This is a genomic window from Fictibacillus sp. B-59209, from assembly GCF_036216745.1.
Taxonomy (GTDB): Bacteria; Bacillota; Bacilli; order Bacillales; family Fictibacillaceae; genus Fictibacillus_C; species Fictibacillus_C marinisediminis.
Window position 1 is genome coordinate 1 of sequence record NZ_JARMMC010000016.1, and the last position, 17633, is coordinate 17633.

20 protein-coding genes and 1 other annotated feature are annotated in these 17633 nt (G+C 45.1%); of the genes, 2 read left to right on the plus strand and 18 right to left on the minus strand.

Translation table 11 applies throughout. From position 1 onward, the window contains the following. The 4 genes from P4361_RS11805 to nadB all read right to left on the minus strand — a co-directional run. Positions 1 to 1135: LysM peptidoglycan-binding domain-containing protein (locus P4361_RS11805; RefSeq protein WP_328089548.1), on the minus strand; the 1135-nt coding region annotated here is incomplete at its 3' end. A 140-nt stretch (positions 1136 to 1275) separates the two neighbouring features. Further along, a complete protein-coding gene (nadA, locus tag P4361_RS11810) occupies positions 1276 to 2379 on the minus strand; it encodes a quinolinate synthase NadA (RefSeq protein WP_328089549.1) in 1104 nt (367 codons plus the stop codon). Continuing rightward, the gene (nadC, locus tag P4361_RS11815; RefSeq protein ID WP_328089550.1) at positions 2336 to 3220 is read right to left on the minus strand and encodes a carboxylating nicotinate-nucleotide diphosphorylase; all 885 of its coding nucleotides are present in this window, start codon (positions 3218 to 3220) and stop codon (positions 2336 to 2338) included. Before nadC ends, nadA begins: the two co-directional genes overlap by 44 nt. Beyond that, positions 3174 to 4745: an L-aspartate oxidase gene (nadB, locus tag P4361_RS11820; RefSeq protein WP_328089551.1), complete on the minus strand. Its 1572-nt coding sequence runs from the start codon at positions 4743 to 4745 to the stop codon at positions 3174 to 3176. The genes nadC and nadB overlap by 47 nt, the downstream gene beginning before the upstream one ends. 99 nt (positions 4746 to 4844) lie before the next feature. Here nadB and P4361_RS11825 point away from each other — a divergent pair, with 99 nt between their 5' ends. Together P4361_RS11825 and P4361_RS11830 are read left to right on the plus strand one after the other, a co-directional pair. Continuing rightward, positions 4845 to 5987, plus strand: coding sequence for an IscS subfamily cysteine desulfurase (locus tag P4361_RS11825; RefSeq protein ID WP_328089553.1), 1143 nt, complete (start codon positions 4845 to 4847; stop codon positions 5985 to 5987). A gap of 9 nt (positions 5988 to 5996) precedes the next feature. Continuing rightward, the gene (locus P4361_RS11830) at positions 5997 to 6530 is read left to right on the plus strand and encodes a transcription repressor NadR (protein ID WP_328089554.1); all 534 of its coding nucleotides are present in this window, start codon (positions 5997 to 5999) and stop codon (positions 6528 to 6530) included. A gap of 145 nt (positions 6531 to 6675) precedes the next feature. On the opposite strand, the gene P4361_RS11835 is transcribed toward P4361_RS11830, so the two are convergent. From P4361_RS11835 to P4361_RS11900, 14 genes are all read right to left on the minus strand, one after another. Further along, positions 6676 to 7119 (minus strand): ACT domain-containing protein, encoded by a 444-nt coding sequence (locus P4361_RS11835; RefSeq protein WP_053357706.1) that lies wholly within the window; start codon positions 7117 to 7119, stop codon positions 6676 to 6678. A gap of 98 nt (positions 7120 to 7217) precedes the next feature. Beyond that, positions 7218 to 8501, minus strand: coding sequence for a GTPase ObgE (gene obgE / locus P4361_RS11840; RefSeq protein ID WP_053357705.1), 1284 nt, complete (start codon positions 8499 to 8501; stop codon positions 7218 to 7220). A 27-nt stretch (positions 8502 to 8528) separates the two neighbouring features. Then, the gene (locus P4361_RS11845) at positions 8529 to 9071 is read right to left on the minus strand and encodes a Spo0B C-terminal domain-containing protein (protein ID WP_256226207.1); all 543 of its coding nucleotides are present in this window, start codon (positions 9069 to 9071) and stop codon (positions 8529 to 8531) included. Positions 9072 to 9200: 129 nt separating this feature from the next. Continuing rightward, entirely contained in the window at positions 9201 to 9491 is a 291-nt protein-coding gene (rpmA, locus tag P4361_RS11850; RefSeq protein WP_053357703.1) for a 50S ribosomal protein L27, read from the minus strand. A gap of 41 nt (positions 9492 to 9532) precedes the next feature. After that, positions 9533 to 9871, minus strand: a complete 339-nt coding sequence (locus tag P4361_RS11855) for a ribosomal-processing cysteine protease Prp (protein ID WP_091004197.1) — start codon at positions 9869 to 9871, stop codon at positions 9533 to 9535. Between the two features lie 5 nt (positions 9872 to 9876). After that, positions 9877 to 10185: a 50S ribosomal protein L21 gene (rplU, locus tag P4361_RS11860; RefSeq protein ID WP_053357701.1), complete on the minus strand. Its 309-nt coding sequence runs from the start codon at positions 10183 to 10185 to the stop codon at positions 9877 to 9879. Between the two features lie 13 nt (positions 10186 to 10198). Then, positions 10199 to 10272 (minus strand) — a sequence feature (ribosomal protein L21 leader region). A gap of 52 nt (positions 10273 to 10324) precedes the next feature. After that, on the minus strand, positions 10325 to 11812 hold the full coding sequence (locus P4361_RS11865; RefSeq protein WP_328089556.1) for an Rne/Rng family ribonuclease: 1488 nt from the start codon (positions 11810 to 11812) through the stop codon (positions 10325 to 10327). Positions 11813 to 11849: 37 nt separating this feature from the next. After that, a complete protein-coding gene (locus P4361_RS11870) occupies positions 11850 to 12710 on the minus strand; it encodes a M50 family metallopeptidase (RefSeq protein ID WP_091004194.1) in 861 nt (286 codons plus the stop codon). Then, a complete protein-coding gene (locus P4361_RS11875) occupies positions 12703 to 13452 on the minus strand; it encodes a M23 family metallopeptidase (RefSeq protein ID WP_328089558.1) in 750 nt (249 codons plus the stop codon). Before P4361_RS11875 ends, P4361_RS11870 begins: the two co-directional genes overlap by 8 nt. Before the next feature lie 158 nt (positions 13453 to 13610). Beyond that, positions 13611 to 14405, minus strand: coding sequence for a septum site-determining protein MinD (gene minD / locus P4361_RS11880; protein ID WP_053357697.1), 795 nt, complete (start codon positions 14403 to 14405; stop codon positions 13611 to 13613). A 19-nt stretch (positions 14406 to 14424) separates the two neighbouring features. Continuing rightward, positions 14425 to 15099 (minus strand): septum site-determining protein MinC, encoded by a 675-nt coding sequence (gene minC / locus P4361_RS11885; protein ID WP_053357696.1) that lies wholly within the window; start codon positions 15097 to 15099, stop codon positions 14425 to 14427. Positions 15100 to 15164: 65 nt separating this feature from the next. Beyond that, entirely contained in the window at positions 15165 to 15683 is a 519-nt protein-coding gene (gene mreD, locus P4361_RS11890) for a rod shape-determining protein MreD (RefSeq protein WP_328089560.1), read from the minus strand. Further along, positions 15683 to 16558, minus strand: coding sequence for a rod shape-determining protein MreC (mreC, locus tag P4361_RS11895; RefSeq protein WP_256226212.1), 876 nt, complete (start codon positions 16556 to 16558; stop codon positions 15683 to 15685). The genes mreD and mreC overlap by 1 nt, the downstream gene beginning before the upstream one ends. A 15-nt stretch (positions 16559 to 16573) precedes the next feature. Continuing rightward, on the minus strand, positions 16574 to 17614 hold the full coding sequence (locus P4361_RS11900) for a rod shape-determining protein (RefSeq protein ID WP_053357693.1): 1041 nt from the start codon (positions 17612 to 17614) through the stop codon (positions 16574 to 16576). Positions 17615 to 17633 lie beyond the last annotated feature (19 nt).

A 17633-nucleotide genomic window follows, 5' to 3' on the forward strand; every position in this document is an offset into this window, starting at 1 on the left:
GCTGAACTTGCATTCCCTGGCCCATCGGCTGACCTTGCATCGGCATAAACGTAGCATATGGATTTTGCTGCTGATCCTGCGATAGCATCATTCCGTGCTGGGATGCCATATTAGGCTGCTGTTGCATTCCAGTCTGAGGCATGCTGCTGTATCCCATCTGGCCTGAACCTGGCGCCCCCATACCCATTTGTAAACCGCCTGGGGGACCTTGAGGATAAGATCCTGCCTGCTGTCCCTGGCCTTGATAAGGCATGGCACTGAATGGCGGCATTCCTGCCCCTGCACCTCCATATACTGGAGCAGTGTACCCCTGAGGCTGTTCAAACATCGGCGGAACACCTGAATACATCTGGTTCATTACAGAAGATGACTCTTCACCCAAGAATGGATGTTTATGCTGTTTCCCCATTCCAAACTGGTCTTTTCCATGGACGAGCCCCGGGGAAAGATAGGCAGGCGGCACATAGTTCATTTGAGGTTCTTTATAGTGAATCGGCTCGTGGTGATGTCCCCATTTCATATGTGAAGATGAGGATGATTCCATAAACGCCGCAAAATCTTTATGAGACATAGGGGCAAGCGGTTTTGGTGATTTCATGGACGATTCTTTGTAATCTTTTTTCGGAAGCAATGGATTAAATGGCATATCCTTTTTTGCCGGTGCCGGCTTTAACGGCATGATGGGTTCTGCTTTCATCGGCATTTTATGCTCGGCCTTTGGCGCCATTTTAGGTTCAGCTTTTAGGATTATCGGTGCTGCTTTTGCGATTATTGGTGCTGCTTTTGGGATAATCGGTGCTGCTTTAGGCGGAGCTGGAATAGGTGCAGGTTTTGGCGGCGGTGGCGGCGGGGCTGGAACCGGAATTTCCTGAACTGGAGCTGCTGGCATTTCTTTTTTGGGCATTTCTTTTTTCTTCGGCTGCTCTTTTTTAGAGCCTGGCATCATAAACGGCATCTTTGCTTTCTCTCCGCGTCCGATCGGCACTTGTTCAGAAGGAATCTTTACTTTTGATCCTCTTTCAAGAGCGCCTGAAGATAAACCGAAATTCACTCTTCTTAATTCTTCAGAAGTTACATTATACTTATCGGCGATTTTTTCGAGAGTATCACCTTTTTGAACGATATGAATTCTCACGTAAACAAAACTCCCTCCTGCCAAATTTCTATACAGTATATGAGAATCTGGGCATTGTGCTACTACCTATTTCAGTAGTCGGTCTTTTACCAATTTATGCCCTGAAAATCAGCTGTATGACTTTGACAGGAAGGAGTCATCTACGCTCTTGCTAACATTCTCTCAAGAGCTTTTACTGCGTATTCAGTTGTTTCGCTGTCCACTGTTATGATGTTCTGAGGATCTCCCTGTGCGATTTTTTCAAGCGCATATGTCAGATGAGGAAGATCAATGCGGTTCATCGTCAGACAGGGGCACATATTAGGATTTAAAGAAATTATCCGTTTATCCGGATAGTTTTTTTTAAGGCGGTTGACGAGATTCATCTCTGTCCCTATCGCCCAAGCGCTGTTTGGCTCAGCGTTTTGGATCGTCTGAATAATATAATGAGTGGAGCCCGCCATATCCGATTGCTGAACGACTTCATGGCTGCACTCTGGATGGACGATGACCTTCATCTCTGGATCGTTCACACGCAAGGATCGAATATTATCAACTGTGAATTTTTCATGGACCGAACAGTGTCCTTTCCAGAGAATCACTTTAACTGCATCCAGATTTCCGTCATATTCCAATTTATTAGCAATTGGATCCCATACAGCCATTTGCTCTAATGGAACACCCAGCGTATAGGCAGTGTTCCGGCCCAAGTGCTGATCGGGAAGAAAAAGGATTCTTTCTTTTTGTGCAAACGCCCATTCCAGCATTCGTTCTGCATTTGATGAGGTCACGGTTGCACCCCCATTCTTACCGCAGAATGCTTTGATGGCTGCCGTAGAATTGACATACGTGAGCGGCAGGAGCGTATCACCGAACAAGGACTGTAATCGGTCCCACGCTTTCTCTGTCTGATGGATATCCGCCATGTCCGCCATGGAACATCCGGCTCTCATATCCGGAAGGATCACTTTTTGATGAGATTCCGTCAGCATATCCGCTGTTTCCGCCATGAAGTGCACCCCGCAAAATACGATGAATTCCGCATCACGGTTATTGGCCGACTGCTGGGCGAGCTGTAGCGAATCTCCCGACGTATCCGCAAATTGAATCACTTCATCTTTTTGATAGTGATGTCCTGGAATATACAAACGGTCTCCGAGCTTCTTCTTAACTGCTCTGACCCGTTCGATCATCTCTTCTTCCGTCATCGTGAAATAGGTTTCAGGAATTCCGGATTTCAGCTTGAAGGCTTCCAGTAAGCTCATCTTTTAACCCCCCTGTAATGTTTAAACTGATGTCGAGTGATACCGCTGAGTGAGTGAGCAATCCAAGCGAAATAAAATTCACTCCTGTTTTCTCATAATGACGAAGTTCATCAAGGGATATGCCTCCGGAAGCTTCCGTAATGATATGACCAGGAACATGATGTTTCCATGCTCCAATCTCTTCTGGTGTGCGGTTATCGAACATAATCACATCCGCACCTGCGCTTACAGCTTCTTTCACCTGTTCAAGATTCTCTGTTTCTACTTCCACTTTCACCATGTGTCCCAGACTGGACTTCACAGTATTTACGGCTTCAGTTATACCGCCAGCCCGGGCGATATGATTGTCTTTGACCATCACCCCGTCATACAGGCCGAAACGGTGGTTATACCCTCCGCCGCAGCGGACAGCGTATTTCTCGAACATCCTGAGCCCTGGTGTGGTTTTACGCGTGTCGCAAATTTTCGTTGTTTCACTGTTTAGAACGGTTACTGCTTCATTCGTTAGCGTCGCTATCCCTGACATCCTCTGCACGAGATTCAGAATGACTCGTTCTCCGCCAAAAATAGCAGATGCAGGACCTTTCACCTCAGCAAGAATCTGTCCAGGTTTAATAACATCGCCGTCTTTCACATTAGGAACAACTGTACAATTTTCGCTTAGCAGCCGGTACCCTTCGGAAATCACATCCATTCCCGAAAATACACCGGATTTTTTAGCGATAAAGCGCGCTTCTGTCTCCTCATCCTCCGGAAACAGCAATCCGCATGTGATGTCCCCTTCTCCAAGATCTTCAAGAAAAAATTCCTGCAGCTGCTTTTTTAGCTTCAGCTTGTTCATTTTGATCCTTCTTTCTGTATACTTGTTTTTTCAGCCAGCAGTTATCATCGTTGGACGGAAAATCACTTCTGTAATGGCCGCCCCTGCTCTCTGTCCGCAAGCGAGCAGATGTAACGATCAGCCAGCCGGTTTGCAGCATGTTAATCCTTTCAATTTCATCGGGTTTACAGTGATAATCCGGCTTTTCTATGGAGAAATTTTCAAACCAGCGGATCGCTTCACCCAGGCCTTCCCTTGTCCGGACAATCCCTGCATACTGTGTCATTTGTCTTTGAATCTCATGTTTCTCCGGCCATCTCCTCTTCTGTTGTTCTGTATATTCCCATTTAACCGGGTACAGGGAGGCTTCATGCTCTTTCAAAGCCATAATCCTTGCAGCTGTCCGTTTGGCGAAGACTACACCTTCAAGCAGTGAGTTGCTCGCAAGCCTGTTGGCGCCATGCACGCCGGTTCGGGAAGCTTCCCCAACAGCATACAGATGAGGAACTGTCGTTTCCCCCCATTGGTTTGTGACCGCTCCTCCCATTGTAAAATGAGCACCCGGGGCAACAGGAATTCTGCCTTCGTTAAGTACAATTCCAGCGTTTCGGCAATTTGCTGTTATGGCAGGAAACCGGTTTGTGAAGCTTTTCACTTTTGAAACATCAAGAAAAATTTCATATCCCTTTTGAATGAATTCAAAAATAGTCCTCGATACGATATCTCGAGGTGCCAAGTCACCCATCTCATGGACACCAGACATCAAGGGTGTTCCTTCGGAAGTAACCAATGTGCCCCCTTCTCCTCTTACCGCTTCCGATACTAAACCGAAAGATGCCCCATTCGTAAATAGCATCGTTGGATGAAACTGTATAAATTCCAGGTCAGAGAGTACCGCACCTGCTCGAAATGCAAGGGCGATGCTGTCTCCTGTAATGCTTTTGTCGTTGGAATTGACGGTATAAAGACCAGCTGCGCCTCCGGAAGCAAGAATGACAGAGTCTGCGAAATAAACAGTAATCTTACCGTCCGCATTCTTTGTCCAGGCACCAACGCATTTTCCTTGCTTAATGATAAGGTCCCCAGCTATTTCAAATTCTTTGACCGTAATATGATGTGAGATTCTTTGATAAAGGACATCAACTATTTTTGAACCTGTTCTATCACCGCCAGCATGGACGATCCGTGCCCGCCGATGTTCTCCTTCCCTGCCGAGCGTGGGACTGCCATCTTTGTTGCGGTCAAAGGGAACCTTCCAATCCTCCATCGTTCGGATCATGTCCGGACCTTCTTTGACCAGAATCTCGGTGAGAGTTTCTTCATTGTGAAAACTTCCTGCTTTTACGGTATCTATAAAGTGTTCAGCCCAGTGGTCTTCTTTTTCAGTGACCGCTGCAATCCCTCCTTGGGCATGATAAGAATTGCTGTTCTGGAAGGAAGACTTTGTGATGATTGTCACATTCTTATGCGAGCGTAAACATTCGGCTGTCATTAATCCAGCAATGCCGGAGCCGATAATGAGAACGTCTGTAGACTCTACGTTCATGACGAAACCCCCGTTCATTTTCTTTACAGGTGTCTTGACACTTATATTTACATAGAATTACACTTATGACAAGAGTTTTTTACGAGAGGCGGTTTAAGAATGATTTATCTTGATTACGCAGCAACGACTCCTATGTCAGAAGAAGCACTGTATGCTTTTACAGAAACAGCAAAAATGTACTTTGGAAATACCTCGAGCCTGCATGACCAAGGATCACAGGCTGCAGATCTGGTCAATCTGGCACGTTCTGAACTGGCCGGGATGATTGGCTGCAATAGTGAAGGGATCTACTTTACAGGAGGAGGGTCCGACGGTAATTTTCTTGCGCTCACAAGCCTTGCTTTTGGAAACAAGGAAAAAGGAAACCACATCATCACTTCACCGCTAGAGCATGGATCCGTGCAGCAGGCCCTTGCTTTTCTAGAAAATGAAGGCTTTGAAATCACCGTACTTCCTGTTGATCAGAACGGGAGGATCGCTTTAAACGATCTTCGCAGCGCCATTCGAAAAGAGACCATTCTCGCTACGATTACTCATGGAAACAGTGAGATAGGCGTTATCCAGCCATTAGGTGAAATCGGAGCTTTGCTGAAAGAAGAGAATGTCATTTTCCATAGTGACTGTGTCCAGACGTTCGGAAAGATCCCTCTTCATGCGGTGAAAATGAATATTGGTGCTCTTACTGTTTCTTCTCATAAAATTCATGGCCCTAAAGGTGTAGGTGCTGTATATATTTCCCCCACTCTCACCTGGCAGCCGCTGCTCAAGAACGGTACACATGAAAAAGGGTTTCGCCCTGGAACAATCAACACTCCGGGAATCGTTTCTTTTATTACAGCGGCAAGCAATCACGTGACTCGTATGGTAGAATGGAAGACAAATGTAGAAGAATTAAAAAACTACTTTCTTTCCCTGACAGAAGAAGATGAATGTTTAATCATTGAAGGAGACAGCCATACGACGCTGCCACATTTTCTGGCCATTCGTCTGAAAGGGATTGAAGGGCAGTATGTCATGCTAGAATTAAACCGCCAGAAGATCGCTGTTTCAACCGGTTCAGCTTGTAAAGCAGGAAAGCAGGAACCTTCCAAAACACTCCTTGCGATGGGGCGATCAGCGGATGAAGCACATGAACTCGTGCGGATTACACTCGGAAAAGAAACAACAAAAGAGGAAATTAAGGCTTTGGCTGCAGCCATCCATGATCTTACACAACGCTTTTATTATCAAACAGGGAGTTGAAAATGTGTAATGGAGACTCCAAAAAAACCAGGAGACGAAAGAAGAGACCTCATACTAAAGTGGTTAAAAGAGAGCAAGAGCCCAATCAAAGGCGGTGAACTCGCACTTAAAACAAATGTCAGCCGCCAGGTTATTGTTGGCGACATCTCGCTGTTAAAAGCAAAAAATGAACCGATTATCGCCACTTCCCAAGGATACCTCTATTTAAAAACGGAAGAAAAAGATGTTCCACATAGACATTTGATTGTTTCCAACCATTCTCCTGAGCAAACGAAAGATGAACTTTTTACAATTGTCGATCATGGAGTGACTGTTAAGAATGTAATTGTCGAACACCCGATTTACGGAGACCTGACTGCATCTCTTCTTCTCAGTACCCGAAAGGATGTAGAGGATTTTCTCGGCAAATTGTCATCAACAAACGCTGCATTGCTCAGTACATTAACAGAGGGCATCCACCTTCATATGCTCGAGGCACCAACGAAAGAGCAGCTGGATAACGTATGCAGGGAGCTTAAACAAAAAGGATATTTGCATTCATAAAAAAGAGGGGGCTGTCCTGAAAGTCGAAAATTGACCTTCAGGCAGCCCCTTTGACGTGAAAAATCTTCANNCCGCGGAAAGCGAGCAGCCTGGAGCGGAGATCAACAGCTACCAGACTTCTTGGACAGCCCCCTTCTTTTTGTTGTTATGCCCCGGTTCCAATCACTTCGACTCGCTCTACAGCTTCCATACGATTCAATGTGGTCAGCAGTTCATTGATTTCACCACGAAGGCCGTTGGTTTCAATCGTCAGCATCACATTGGCTCTCCCTTGCAGCGGTATGGTCTGGTTAATGGTGAGCACATTGCAGCCAACAGAGGCAACAATGGTGAGAAGGCTTGACAACGCACCTGAACGGTCTTCGAGATTGATGGAAAGGGTGATGATCTTTTCTTTGATCATCGTATGAAAAGGAAAAATTCCATCCCTGTACTTATAGAACGCACTCCTGCTGAGGCCCACTTTTTCAGCAGCCTCCGCGACAGTTTTTACCTTGCCACGGTCTAACAAGGATTTTGCTTCAAGCGTTTTTTGCATGGATTCTGAAAGAACATCTTCCCTGACCATGTAAAATTGCCTTTCTTTCATATGTAACCTCCAAAACGGGCTTTTTCATAAGTATATCCAATGAGATAACCATATGTCTATCCCATATAGACAAAAAATAGACTGCCCTCAAGCGCAGCCTATTCGATAAATTCAAATTCATATTTCAAGATTCGGATGGTATCCCCGTGTTCCGCACCTTTTTCACGAAGCGCTTCGTCCACACCCATGGAACGCATCTGGCGTGCAAACCGTTTTACTGACTCGTCTCTTGTAAAGTCTGTCATTTTGAATAGTTTTTCGATCTTTGGTCCGTTGATGATAAATGTACCAGCAGAATCCCGTGTAATATAAAAACCGGACTCTTCCTTTTCGTGGCGGTACAGCACCCGGCTCTCTTCTTTTTCCTCATGGATCAGCGGGAACTCAGGTGTGTTTTCCAGAAGATCAGCTGTTGTGTAAAGGACCTCTTTTAATCCTTGTCTTGTAACTGCTGATATCGGATAAACAGGAATATCCTCAGATAGCCTCTGTTTAAATTCTTCCAGGTTTTCTTCCGCACCCGGAATATCCATTTTGTTGGCTACAACAATCTGCGGACGTTCTGTAAGCCTTAAATTGTATTGCTTTAGTTCTTCATTAATTTTAATGAAGTCCTCGTATGGATCTCTTCCTTCCATGCCGGACATGTCGATCACATGCAGGATAACCCTTGTCCGTTCAATATGGCGAAGGAACTGATGTCCGAGGCCAACGCCTTCATGCGCGCCTTCGATCAACCCTGGCAGGTCAGCCATCACAAAGCTTCTGCCATCATCTACTGCCACTACGCCTAAATTAGGAGTGATGGTCGTAAAGTGGTATTCTGCAATCTTTGGCCTAGCCGCGGATACAACAGAAAGAAGCGTGGATTTCCCTACGCTCGGGAATCCAACAAGCCCAACATCCGCTAGTACCTTTAATTCTAAAACAACTTCTCTTTCTTCACCTGGTTCCCCGTTTTCCGAAAGCTCAGGAGCAGGGTTTGCCGGTGTAGCAAAACGGGTATTTCCCCTTCCTCCTCGTCCGCCTTTGGCAATAACAGCACGCTGTTCATGATGAACAAGGTCTGCTAGTACTTGTCCTGTTTCAGCATCTGTTACGACTGTGCCAGGTGGTACTTTTACGATCATATCTTCTGAATTTTTGCCATGCATGCCTTTGGACATGCCATGTTCACCGCGCTTGGCTTTAAAATGCTTGTTAAAGCGAAAGTCCATTAACGTACGCAGACCCTCTTCTACTTCAAAAATAACATTAGCGCCTTTACCGCCGTCTCCGCCGGCAGGTCCGCCGTTAGGTACGTATTTTTCACGGCGAAACGCAACCATTCCGTTTCCGCCGTCTCCGGCTTTCACAAAAATTTTGACCTGATCCACGAACATGTTTGCTCGCCTCCTTCTATAATTTCTTTACTGTTTCATCTGTAAAACAAGAAATACTTCATGGGGTTGAATATAGCTTTCGATTACGTCTAATAATTTATGTGCTGAAATGACATCCTTCAGCTCCGACTCAAATTCCTCTGTATTATGTATACTGCCCGTTAAGCGAAACATAAAAGCGGAAGGATGCTGTTGGTTTGAGATCGTGAAAACAAGCCGATTTTCAGCCAGCGGATTAACCGAGCGGTTCATGACCGCAAAAAGAGACTGGCAAGCCTCAAGTATGACCTTCCCAACCTTTGAGAGGTCTCTCGCCTCACCGGCAACTTCCGTTTCAAGTACAATGGGGTGTTTCAGCCAGTTGAAGGTTATGAGGTACTCTGCCAATTCAGGAACTTTCAAATTCATGAGGTTTGATTCGTGCCTGGAAATAAGAATGATTTCCTCGATAATCTCCTTTGCCCGTTCGGTCCGACCCATAGATAGGTTTGCCTTAATAAGCTGGAGCTGATTGAGCCAGTCATGGCGGGCATGCCTTAATAATTCTAACGTTGACCAATCTTTACCCATATTTGCACTCCTGTTTGAATAGTTAAATTGCCATTTCCTCTGCTTCAATGGTATTAGACCCAAAAGCCTGTTAATAAATACCCATTTACAAAAGAAAAAGCTCTAACCAACCCGGTTAGAGCTATCTTCTTACGCTTCGTTTGCGATTGGGTATACACTTACTTGTTTGCGGTCACGTCCAAGACGCTCAAAACGAACAACTCCGTCCACTTTCGCAAAAAGAGTGTCATCTCCGCCACGGCCAACATTCATACCAGGATAGATTTTTGTACCGCGCTGACGGTAAAGAATAGATCCGCCTGATACCATTTGACCATCCGCTCTCTTAGCACCAAGGCGCTTTGATTGGGAATCACGACCGTTCTTTGTGCTACCTACTCCCTTTTTGGAAGCAAAGTATTGAAGGTTTAATTTTAGCATTCGTCCCACCTCCTCATTCGGTGTTTTGCAGCAAACCAAGACTATGCTTGTTTTTCCTGCAATGAAATAAATCGACCATAGTCGTTTTCGATTGTTTTTAAGGAAACAACCATACCTTCCAGAAGAAGCTGCACTTTTTCATGGATATGGTCTTCAAGATGATCCGGAGCACGGAAAACCAGGTAGCCTCCATCCTGTTGTGTTTCCACATCAGGTGTAATGCTGCACAGGACTTCCATCGCATTGATCGCTCCAAAAGAGACGGCTGATGCACCGGCACAGACAAGATCTTGTCCATAAGGGCCGGAATCGGCATGTCCACTCATTGAAAATGAACGAATGTGATGCTGTTCATCTCTGTAGATGGTTACCTTAATCATTGGAATTAACCGTTGATTTTGTCGATAACTACTTTAGTGTAAGGCTGACGGTGACCTTGTTTACGACGGTAGTTCTTTTTCGCTTTGAACTTGTAAACGACCACTTTTTGGCCTCGCCCATGTTTTTCAACTTTACCTGTTACAGTCACTCCATCAAGCAAAGGAGCTCCTACTTTCAGGCTGTCTCCACCAACCATAAGAACATCCTCGAATGTTACAGTATCGCCAGCTTCCACATCAAGCTTTTCAACATAGATCACTTGACCTTCTTCAACTCTTACTTGTTTGCCACCAGTTTGAATAATTGCGTACATCACGTGCACCTCCTTGTAAACTCAGACTCGCCATCACAGGTGCTTATGTAAGCTTGAAAACCTGTTCCTGAGCGGTTGGAGCGGGTGCTCCAATAAACTAACAGAAGAATCATACCATGTTGTGTTCTGCCATGTCAATTTATCTTTTCATTCTTTCTTCAATTTCATTAATCGGCCCGATATGGCGGATAGCATAGGATGGGATGGAATCGTGGCCGCTTTCACTTATATAAATCCGATACGAGAGAAGCGACTCAAGATCTTGAAGATGTTCACTGTCTATCCCTCTTAAATGGCGGGCTACTTCAGGAGTAGCTTCGATCCACAGAGCTTCATCATCCATGTGGCGATATTCCCGCAGCGCCAGTTCTGCCTGATTGGCGACTGTTCTTGCAGACTGCACCCTGCCTGTGCCCTTACAGACAGAACAAGGCTCGGTCAGTACATGGAACAGTGGCTTTTTCTCTTTTTTGCGAGTCATTTCAAATACGCCCATTCGGGTAAATCCGTGAACCACGGTAGTTGTTCCATCGAGAGCAAGTGCAGCTTTTAAAGCTTCCTCTACACGCTGCTGATCCTCTGGCTCGTTCATCGTAATGAAATCAATGACAATCATGCCGGAAATGTTTCTAAGCCGAAGCTGTTTCGCAATCTCCTCAGCCGCTTGAAGGTTCGTTTGAAGAACAGTTTCCCTCCGGCTTGATTTCCCTGTGAATTTATCCGTGTTAACATCAATAACAGACATGGCTTCGGTGTGATCAATCCGCAATGAACCTCCGTTTTTGAGCCAGACATGCGGTCGGAGTGCTTTTTCCCATTGTGCGTCAACTCCGTAATAGGAGAAGATATTCTCCTTCCCGCTGTACAAAACGATATTCTTTTGAAGCAGCGGAAAAGGCTTGGCCAGCCAGATCAGTTTCCTGAATTCCCCTCCGTCATCAATGATGATCTCCGTTTCGTCTTCATACGCATGGTCACGGATAATCTTATTCAGATAATCACCTTCATCATGCAAAAGAGCAGGAGCTGCCGCTTGTTCCGCCCGTGCCGCCAGATGGCGGTGCCTCTCTACAAGTCCGTCGAACTCCGCTTGTATATCATCTTCCGATTGTCCCGTGCATGCGGTACGAAAAATCACGCCATCTTCGCCTTTCACAAGAGAATGGCCAAATAGACGCCATTTTTCCTTCTCGTTCCTGCTCATTTTCTTGGATACACCGATATGAGAAGCGTTCGGAAGGAAAACAAGCCGTGAGCCCGGGATTGCCAGCATCCCGGTCAGCCTCGCTCCTTTTGAATCTGTTTCTTCCTTTATTACCTGGACGATCAGTTCTTCCCCCTCTTTCACAAAAGAACTGATGGATGTCCCTTTCTTATCTTCTGGTGCCATATACGTCTGCTGATAGGAAAGCAGGTCATCACGATGAATGAATCCGTTCTTCTCAGCTCCAATGTCCACAAAGGCCGCCTGCATGCCAGGCAGCACTTTCTTTACCCTGCCTTTATAGATGCTTCCAGGTACAGTCTGATCGGACGAATCATCAACTTGAAGTTCTATCGCTTCATCGAAATCCATGACTGCTGTTCTTTTGATTTGGGTTAAAGCATTAATAATAATTTTTTTCACATTTACTTACCTCGCTTACGTCACTCATCCTTTTATTTTAACGAAAAAGATGTCCGATTGCACATCTGACCTGATTGGATGAAAAAAACATGTTAAGCACCTGCTTCTCTTCCACGATCCTGTTTGTTTCCGAAGCCTGGATGACGATAAAATGACGGACCCCTTTTCGAAACAGACTGATGACGTCATAAAGCGCTGCATCCGAGGGAACATGTATGGGCTTTGTCAGCCAGCCCGATCTCCTGTCATCCGCAATCCTCGACATCAAGAAACGAAGGAAGACAAACTGCCGCCTTTTCCACTCGATATAATGAGAGACACCAAGGAAGATCGTCACGAACCATAGATTTAAATGCAGGGGATCCCGGGGTAAAAATGAAAAGAACAGGATCAGCATGATGGAGAAAGAGGTTAATAAAAATACAGTATGTGCTTTTTTAAATGGAAAAATGCTGGCTGCAGCGGCAAACATCAGTTTTCCTCCATCAAGGGGCCATACCGGCAGCAGATTAAAAACCAGAAGAGTTACGTTCATTTTAATAAACCACTCAAAGTCCTGAGGATTCCACCAGCCAAGCTGAAATAAGAAAAAAGCGGCCAGCATAAGCCAAAGATGCTGCACAGGGCCCAGCAGTGTAACGATCACTTCTTCACGGAACGGCCGGTTTCCATGTTCCTCTACTTCCGCAACTCCGCCAAACGGAAAAAGTTCGATTTTCTTTACACGCCATTGAAAAAGATGGGCCCCCGCATAATGACCCATCTCATGTATAAAAACTGCCAGAAACAGCAATATGATTTCACGAAAATGTCCGGTGATGATTGAGAGCCCAATGATTAGCCAAAAAAGGGGGTTAATCTTTACTTTGCTGAAAAATTGAAAAACAGGATTATTCAAAAGGGATCACCTTGCTCGGATCAACAAATGTGTTGCCTTTTTTCAGGGCAAAGTAAAATTTACCTGTTTTTCCGTCCTTATTCGGTGTCACTTTACCAAGGTGTTTTTTGCTTTCCATATAGCTGTAGAGCTTTACATCGGGATCAATGCTGTCCAACTCGCCATACCAAGATTCTTCCCCATTGCTGTGCTGGATGACGACGGTATTTCCAAGGTCTTTCTTTTTGCCGATAAAAATGACATATCCTTCTTTTACGGTATCCACGTTCGATGTTTTTCCCGTCTCCATCATAATGCCTTTTCCGTTCGTCTCAAAGGATTCATACACTCTTCCAGATGCAGGCTGGGCATAATCTTCGTTTTTATTTGCAGCTGTTGCATTCTTGCCTGGTTCAATTTGTTTTTCAGGCAATAACGCCAGTGGTTTCCCAAATTGATTCTCGTACCATTTTTTCGCGGCTGCAAACTGAAACTCACTGTGGTACATTTTCTTAATCAAACTCTGCCCTTTTGCCGAAAGCTCACTGTCATTTTTAAATAGAATTCCCGCCCCAAGAAAAAGGCACACGGACATCATGATCTGAAATAAAAAGAACAACCCGTTAAATCGGGGGCCTTTCTTCTTTTCTTCCATTGAAGCTGTACTCCCTGTATACAAGCTGGTTCTGAACGTTTCATTCTCTCCTTGAGCAAGCCTGTCTGCATACCGCCGTCTTATATCATCCGCACTGTTTCTCATCATCCATTCCTCCGCATCATGTTATACCACATCTTATGACTTGTCCGCGGGCCTTATGACAGAGGAAGAAAGGGTCTTTGCCTGAAGAATAAAAAATCCTCCAAGTCCGGGGAAGGGCAGATGGACTGCCTCCCTTTTAATGAAGGAAATTCGGGAATGAATTATCTCATTCCCAGCAACGTTTTAATTTTTGAGAAGAATCCTTTTTCCTCATCAATCGTAGTCAGAGGGACAGATTCTCCAAGAATTCGTCTTGCGATATTCCGATAGGCGATGGACGCTTTGCTATCGGGGTTCATCGCGATCGGTTCACCTTTATTTGCCGCTTTGATGACATTCTCATCATCAACGACCACGCCGATCAGCTCAATGGCAAGGATGGATACAATCTCATCCACATCAAGCATGTCACCGCTTTTAGCCAGGTGGTTTCGTACTCGGTTAACGATCAGTTTAGGAGCTTCCACTTCTTCTTGTTCAAGCAGCCCGATAATACGGTCAGCATCACGAACCGAAGAAATTTCAGGATTCGTCACCACGATGGACTTGTCCGCACCTGCAACTGCATTCTTGAATCCTTGTTCGATACCAGCAGGACAGTCGATGATGACGTAATCATAATCCTGTTTTAATTCTGTAATGATTTTCTTTATCTGTTCCGGTTGAACGGAGCTTTTATCCTTGGTCTGCGCGGCAGGAAGAAGGAATAAACATTCAAACCGTTTATCTTTAATCAGCGCCTGGTGAAGCTTGCAGCGCTCTTCGACGACGTCAACCAGATCATAAATGATTCGATTTTCCAGACCCATTAACACATCCAGATTGCGAAGGCCGATGTCAGTATCAACAAGACATACTTTTTTACCAGAAAGGGCAAGGGACGTACCGATATTCGCAGAAGTCGTAGTTTTACCGACTCCCCCTTTCCCAGAAGTAATGACTATTGCCTCTCCCATGATTCATTCCCCTTTCTTACTATAAACGATTCAAATTGGGCCTGATTCTATGTACTGTACTGATTCGGTCAATCAAAATTTGATTTTCTTCATCAGAAATATAGGCGCATTCCATTTCGTGCCCAATTTCCGGATAATGGTCAGGCGCCCGGCTGATCAGATCCGCAATTCTTAGCTGAGTGGGTTTCATGACAGAAGCGGCAATAACCGCTTCACGGTTACCGGATGATCCTCCGTGGGCGATGCCTTTTAACGAACCCATCACAAAAATATTGCCGGTTGCCATTATCGTGCCGCCTGGATTTACATCTCCGATCAGCAAAAGATCCCCCTGAACACTTAACACCTGGCCGGAACGGATGACTTTTGAAACTCTCATGATCTGAGCTTCTTTCTTCATTTCCTCCGCTTCAGCCACCGTAATGACATTGGATTCAAACCGCTTGATGTCCAGGTTCTGCTTTTGTCCGATAATTCCACGCACCAGCTCCGACTGCTGGTCTGATAAATACCGGTTGCCGGTTTTGACAATGACTGAAATAAGCGGTCCATTCAGCAACTGTCCATGGTCGTCGGATAATTTATCATGTAGCTCCTCGACCAGCTGCTCAAATGAGCATAGGTCGTCCAACAGCAGGACAAGACCGTCTTTCGTGCCTTTTATTGTAACATTATGTTGGAGTTTTTGTGCCATTGCCATCGTTCACCTCAACATACTTTCATTCGACAACTTTTTAAATAATCCTCTTTTTATGTCCATTAGTTTTCATGGATGGTTTTCTTCACCTTTTTCAGCAGCTTAACAAACGGATAATAAACGAGAATCGTAAACACAGCGTTCAAGATAAGCGTGGGTAGCAGCCTGTCATAAAAGAAGGAGTCTATACTTGTATCGGCAATACCAATTAAAGAGTTTAATCCATAAACCATAAATTCAAGTCCTGCCACCCCGGCTGCACTTAAAAGTATAGCAACAAAAAAGTTGCTGAAAAGATAGCGGGATAAAACAGAAATAAAGTAAGCCACCAATGCGGTAGAAAACATGTACACACCGATCAGATCTGTATAGATAAGATCGGTAAGAAGCCCAAAGATCATCCCGAACACGATGCCAAACGAAGGTTTAAGATAGCATGACATCAGAATGATCAGGACAAGAGAAAAATGCGGAATTAACAGGAAGCCCCATCCATAATGTTCGGGTGCCAGCACCTGCATGACCGTACTCTCAGCCACAAACGCAATATAGGTAATAAAAGGAAGAAGAATCCTATTCATTATTCTTCCTCCTTTGCTTTAAATTCGTTTTCATCGACTTGAGGCATCGACCGGTCAAGAATCATCACATGATCAAGATCATAAAGATTAGCAGACGGCTTTAAATATGCGGTCTTTGTCAGCCCATATTCATCCGGCTTTACTTCCTTGACTGTTCCGATCAGCAGCCCGCGCGGAAAGACCTCGCCAAGACCCGATGTAATCACCTTCTGGCCTTTTTCCAGCTTGGCATTTACCGGTATCTTTTTAAACAGCAATGCTTGTTTCTTAGAATCATAGCCTTCAATCATTCCGAAAATACGCTTATTGCTTTCAGCGATAGCGGAAATACGGTTCGTCCTGTCGTTGTCGCTGATCAGCTGTATCGTGGAATGGAAAGCAGATACCTTCGCCACTTTGCCGATGAATCCTTCAGGTGAAACTACAGCCATCTTGGATTTGACACCGTCTCTGTATCCTTTATTCACAAAGATGAATTTGTTCCATCGATCAGGAGAGCGTCCGATGACAGAAGCCTCCCTCACCTTATACTCCGTAAGATCAGCCTCTTTTTCGAGCTGGCTCTTTAATGTTTTGTTTTCCTTTTTCAGTTCCTGCACATCCACAGACAGCTGTGCATATTCATCCAGCTTGGATTTCAGCAGTTTGTTCTCATGATACATATGCTTCATTTCTGTCAGGTTCTCAAAGAAACCCGCTATAGAGTTAGCGGGTTTATAAAACAGCGACTGGCTTACACCAACCGTATCTTTTAAAAATTGTTCCGGCCAGCTTAATTCTTCACGATCTTTCATAGAAAAACCGATCATTGCCACCAAGACTATGATACTCGCAAGAAGAATAATTAGCCGCTTGTTTGAGAAAAATTGTGGCACGATCTAAACACCTACTTAAGCCTTTGTTTTCGAACGAGAAGTAATCCCGGCCTTTGAACGGAAAAGATGCAAGTTTTCAAGTGCGCGTCCTGTTCCGACAGCGACACAGTCCAATGCGTTCTCAGCAACGATGACAGGCATCTTGGTTTCTTCGCTGATCACCTTATCCAGGTTACGAAGCAAAGCTCCTCCTCCAGTAAGTACAATTCCGCGGTCCATGATGTCAGCAGCAAGTTCAGGAGGTGTTTTTTCAAGCGTCACTTTTACTGCCTCCATGATGCTGTTAACCGTATCTCTAAGAGCGCTGGAAACTTCTTCCGCGGAAATCGTAATGGTTTTCGGCAGGCCTGTCAATAAATCACGGCCGCGGATGTCCATGTTCTCAATTCCGTCTGCAGAACCGGCAGAACCGATCTCAAGTTTAAGCGTTTCAGCTGTACGCTCACCAATCATCAAGTTGTAGGTTTTCTTAATATACTGAATAATTGCATCGTCCATCTCATCTCCGGCAATACGGATCGATTGGCTCGTTACAATTCCTCCAAGGGAAATGATCGCCACTTCTGTAGTACCGCCGCCGATGTCAACGACCATGCTTCCTGTAGGCTCCCATACCGGAAGATCTGCACCGATTGCTGCTGCAAAAGGCTCTTCGATCGTATACGCTTCACGGGCTCCAGCTTGTTTTGTTGCATCTTCTACTGCACGTTTTTCAACCGCTGTAATTCCAGAAGGAACACAGACCATGACATTTGGTTTTCTAGCAAATACAGAACGGTTCTTCTGTGCCTGCTGAATAAAATACTTCATCATTGTTGCTGTTGTTTCAAAATCCGCAATGACTCCGTCTTTCATTGGACGAACCGCTACAATGTTTCCTGGTGTACGGCCAATCATATTTTTTGCATCGTTCCCTACTGCTTCAATTGATCCTGTATCAGTTCGCAATGCCACCACGGAAGGTTCACGCACAACAACACCCTTACCCTTCACGTAAACAAGAGTGTTAGCAGTCCCTAAATCAATCCCTAAATCTCTTGAAAATCCACCAAACATTTATGTAACTCCTTTCATC

What these genes read in the sequence shown, in the direction of transcription:
- nadA (WP_328089549.1), bottom strand. Translation starts at nt 2,379, where the DNA reads ATGAGCTTACTGGAAGCCTTCAAGCTGAAATCCGGAATTCCTGAAACC.
- nadC (WP_328089550.1), bottom strand. Translation starts at nt 3,220, where the DNA reads ATGAACAAGCTGAAGCTAAAAAAGCAGCTGCAGGAATTTTTTCTTGAA.
- nadB (WP_328089551.1), bottom strand. Translation starts at nt 4,745, where the DNA reads ATGAACGTAGAGTCTACAGACGTTCTCATTATCGGCTCCGGCATTGCT.
- P4361_RS11825 (WP_328089553.1), top strand. Translation starts at nt 4,845, where the DNA reads ATGATTTATCTTGATTACGCAGCAACGACTCCTATGTCAGAAGAAGCA.
- P4361_RS11830 (WP_328089554.1), top strand. Translation starts at nt 5,997, where the DNA reads ATGGAGACTCCAAAAAAACCAGGAGACGAAAGAAGAGACCTCATACTA.
- P4361_RS11835 (WP_053357706.1), bottom strand. Translation starts at nt 7,119, where the DNA reads ATGAAAGAAAGGCAATTTTACATGGTCAGGGAAGATGTTCTTTCAGAA.
- obgE (WP_053357705.1), bottom strand. Translation starts at nt 8,501, where the DNA reads ATGTTCGTGGATCAGGTCAAAATTTTTGTGAAAGCCGGAGACGGCGGA.
- P4361_RS11845 (WP_256226207.1), bottom strand. Translation starts at nt 9,071, where the DNA reads ATGGGTAAAGATTGGTCAACGTTAGAATTATTAAGGCATGCCCGCCAT.
- rpmA (WP_053357703.1), bottom strand. Translation starts at nt 9,491, where the DNA reads ATGCTAAAATTAAACCTTCAATACTTTGCTTCCAAAAAGGGAGTAGGT.
- P4361_RS11855 (WP_091004197.1), bottom strand. Translation starts at nt 9,871, where the DNA reads ATGATTAAGGTAACCATCTACAGAGATGAACAGCATCACATTCGTTCA.
- rplU (WP_053357701.1), bottom strand. Translation starts at nt 10,185, where the DNA reads ATGTACGCAATTATTCAAACTGGTGGCAAACAAGTAAGAGTTGAAGAA.
- P4361_RS11875 (WP_328089558.1), bottom strand. Translation starts at nt 13,452, where the DNA reads ATGATGAGAAACAGTGCGGATGATATAAGACGGCGGTATGCAGACAGG.
- minD (WP_053357697.1), bottom strand. Translation starts at nt 14,405, where the DNA reads ATGGGAGAGGCAATAGTCATTACTTCTGGGAAAGGGGGAGTCGGTAAA.
- minC (WP_053357696.1), bottom strand. Translation starts at nt 15,099, where the DNA reads ATGGCACAAAAACTCCAACATAATGTTACAATAAAAGGCACGAAAGAC.
- mreD (WP_328089560.1), bottom strand. Translation starts at nt 15,683, where the DNA reads ATGAATAGGATTCTTCTTCCTTTTATTACCTATATTGCGTTTGTGGCT.
- P4361_RS11900 (WP_053357693.1), bottom strand. Translation starts at nt 17,614, where the DNA reads ATGTTTGGTGGATTTTCAAGAGATTTAGGGATTGATTTAGGGACTGCT.